This is a genomic window from Moorena sp. SIO4E2 (assembly GCF_010671945.1).
In the GTDB taxonomy this organism is placed as follows: domain Bacteria; phylum Cyanobacteriota; class Cyanobacteriia; order Cyanobacteriales; family Coleofasciculaceae; genus Moorena; species Moorena producens.
This window is the reverse complement of record NZ_JAAHIE010000811.1, coordinates 1-2,712: the sequence shown is the minus strand read 5'-3', so window position 1 is coordinate 2,712 and position 2,712 is coordinate 1. Positions and strand designations below refer to the sequence as shown.

1 protein-coding gene and 1 pseudogene are annotated in these 2,712 nt (G+C 40.1%); one reads left to right on the top strand and one right to left on the bottom strand.

Annotated elements, in window-relative coordinates:
* The first annotated feature begins 520 nt into the window (after positions 1-520).
* Positions 521-1,726, top strand: coding sequence for a PrnB family protein (locus F6K37_RS37550; protein ID WP_287256111.1), 1,206 nt, complete (start codon positions 521-523; stop codon positions 1,724-1,726).
* A 555-nt stretch (positions 1,727-2,281) separates the two neighbouring features.
* Here the strand turns inward: F6K37_RS37550 and F6K37_RS37545 are convergent.
* Positions 2,282-2,712, bottom strand: a pseudogene (locus tag F6K37_RS37545) (Uma2 family endonuclease); the annotation flags it as partial.

The following is a 2,712-nucleotide window of genomic DNA, read 5'->3' as shown; positions in this document are numbered from 1 at the left end:
ATGGCTCTTCCGTACTTGTTATGCTAAATTAACACTTTGCCAAAGGGACTGAGGCCGTAGGCCACGCGGGGCGCGTTCGGAGCAGGGACTTCGGAGCAGGAGGAAGAGGCAGCTATATTGGAAAAATTTATGGTTAAATAGCCTCATAACCCTTACACAGTAAGCTTTTCGGGGGGGGTAAACTATAAATTTAGCATAGTAGGTACTGAAGAACCAGCAATCATAGTCATGAGGTACAAAGTTCTGGCTTTTAGGGAGCAGGGACTGAGGCCGTGGGCCACGCTTTCGCCAAAGCCGACGCTGCTTGAGGTGCGAACGGAGCAGGTAAGAGATAAGAGGTAATAGGTAATAGGGAAACAATCCTCTGTACCTCATAGCTATAAGAAACGCTATAGATGAGCTTACCCTGACCAATGAGCTCGAAAGAGCAATATAAAAAAAAAATAAAAATATTTAAACCGCTCTAAATCAGGTTTATAATACATATTGTTTAAACTATTTTTAGTAGAAAAATCCAATAATGTTTGATTTCAAAGACAAAATAATAGAAAAAGGATTCTTGACTGAAACCTTAGAGTCCTTGGATTTTTGGCCTGATCAGTATTATGTTTGGAGAGAAATAGCTCAGAATCTTCCAAATATTTTGCCCATTGGAGAAGTGGGAATAGAGGTAGATAAAATGCCTCAGATAGATACAACTTCTTTAGAGGATTTTCATCTGAATAATGCCAAACTTTGTCTAGGAATGATAGCCCAAGCTTATGTTTGGGAACCCATCTATAGAGGCGAATCTGAACCCCGAACAGTTCTTCCAGCACAGATTGCTATTCCTTTTGTTGAGATTTCAGAAAGGTTGGAGGAACCACCAATACTCAATTATGCTGATTATGTCTTAAGAAACTGGAGAAAACTAGATCCAAACGGAGATTTTACGACAAACAACCTTAGAAGTCTTGTGACTTTTTCAGGGAGACAAGATGAAGACCAATTCATCACTGTTCATGTAGCCTATGAAGCAGCAGCTAGAGAGTGTTATAAACAAGGTATAAAAGCGATGGAGCTAGCACAAGAAAGAGATGCGGTTTCTCTGGCTATTATCTTACGAGAAATGGCGGACACCATTGTTAACATGAAAGATGTCTTCATGACGACAGAGAATATCGTGTCTGCTGAAGTTTTCAGAAAACACATCAGGCAGTTTCTCAAAGGGTGGAACAATAACGTTGAGCTTATTTATGAAGGTACTGAGATTAATGCTTCAGCTCTCAGAGGAGAAACAGGTTCTCAAAGCAGCGCGATGCCTTTCTTAGACCGGATTATGGGTTGTATGTCTCTGGATCCTGTACAAAGAGAAATTCTTAACGAAAAAAAATCTATTCCTGTGGATTTGATTTTAAAAGACTACTATGATTTTGTAAACTATATGCCAGCCCCTCATAGAAAGTTCTTGGAGGAAATTTATCAGAAGAGCCAAGTAAGGAGCTTTGTGATAGAAAATGGTTCTTCAGATTTAGTAAGAGCTTACAATAACTGTGTTGGAAATATTCTTTTGATGCGAACCAGTCATTTCAAAATGATTCCTAAGTACATATCTAATCCGGGTGACAAGAATAATACGGGTTATGGCACAGGTGGTACTTCTTACGTGACTTACCTAGGAACTCTCAGGAATGTCACTGAATCTGCTGCCATCAATAGCAAGGATGGAGAGCATCCCAATTTTTGAAAAACACAAAGGGGATACAAATATAGTGCTTCACGCTGGTGTCGTTACAAATTCATCGGATGAAATACAGATATCAAAGGGTATTCATTTATCATTTGGGTGCGGCTCTTTTGAAAATAAAAATTGTATTTTTGCATAAAGTATGAAATCCTTGCATAAAAAGAATTGTATGCTTGAGACATGCTCAAAATAGTCTCGCTCAAAGAGTGAAAAACAAGATAATATCTTTTTTGTATTATCGTATTACACATTGAAATGGGGTTTTTGCGTTTCATTTTTTTGCGATCGCTTAATTCTATCCCTTTAGCCTAGAAAACTTAAATCTAAATATAGAAAGGGTTAGAAGTATGTAGTGTACTTGTAATATAGCGTATTCCTAAAAGAGCCGCACCCAATTAATTTTGTTTAGGTGCTTAGTAAGCTTTAGCATGCATGCCTCTTGCCTCTTGCCTGGCGCGTAGCGCTATATCAGCTATCAGCGGTCAGCCACTGGCCAAGGGTTGAGTGCTAACCGCTGACCGCTCAATGCTTACACCAATCCGTTGCGAGATCGCTTCAAACTTGATCAGGATCTACTCCCATAGCTCGTAAGCGAGCAGCCAGTTGCTCAGCTCGTTGTTGAGCTTGAGCGGCTTGTTGTTGAGCTTGAGTAGCTTGTTGTTGAGCTTGAGCTGCTTCTTCTTGAGCTTGAGTAGCTTGTTGTTGAGCTTGAGCTGCTTCTTCTTGAGCTTGAGCTGCTTCTTCTTGAGCTTGCACTGCTATTTCTTCAGCAGTAGGTAGCACAATTCCGTCATTAGTAGCCCAACGTAACCAAGTAGTATCAACATTATTTTTATAGACCCCTTGCCAACGAACTAAGGCTAATCCTAATCTTTCGCTAATTAGTCGTCCTTGTTCATCTTCAGTTAAAGGCTGATAGACGCCATTGTGCAACCTAAATCCGGCAAAATCCTCTGGATTAAACGGGTCGTACCAAAAATATTCGG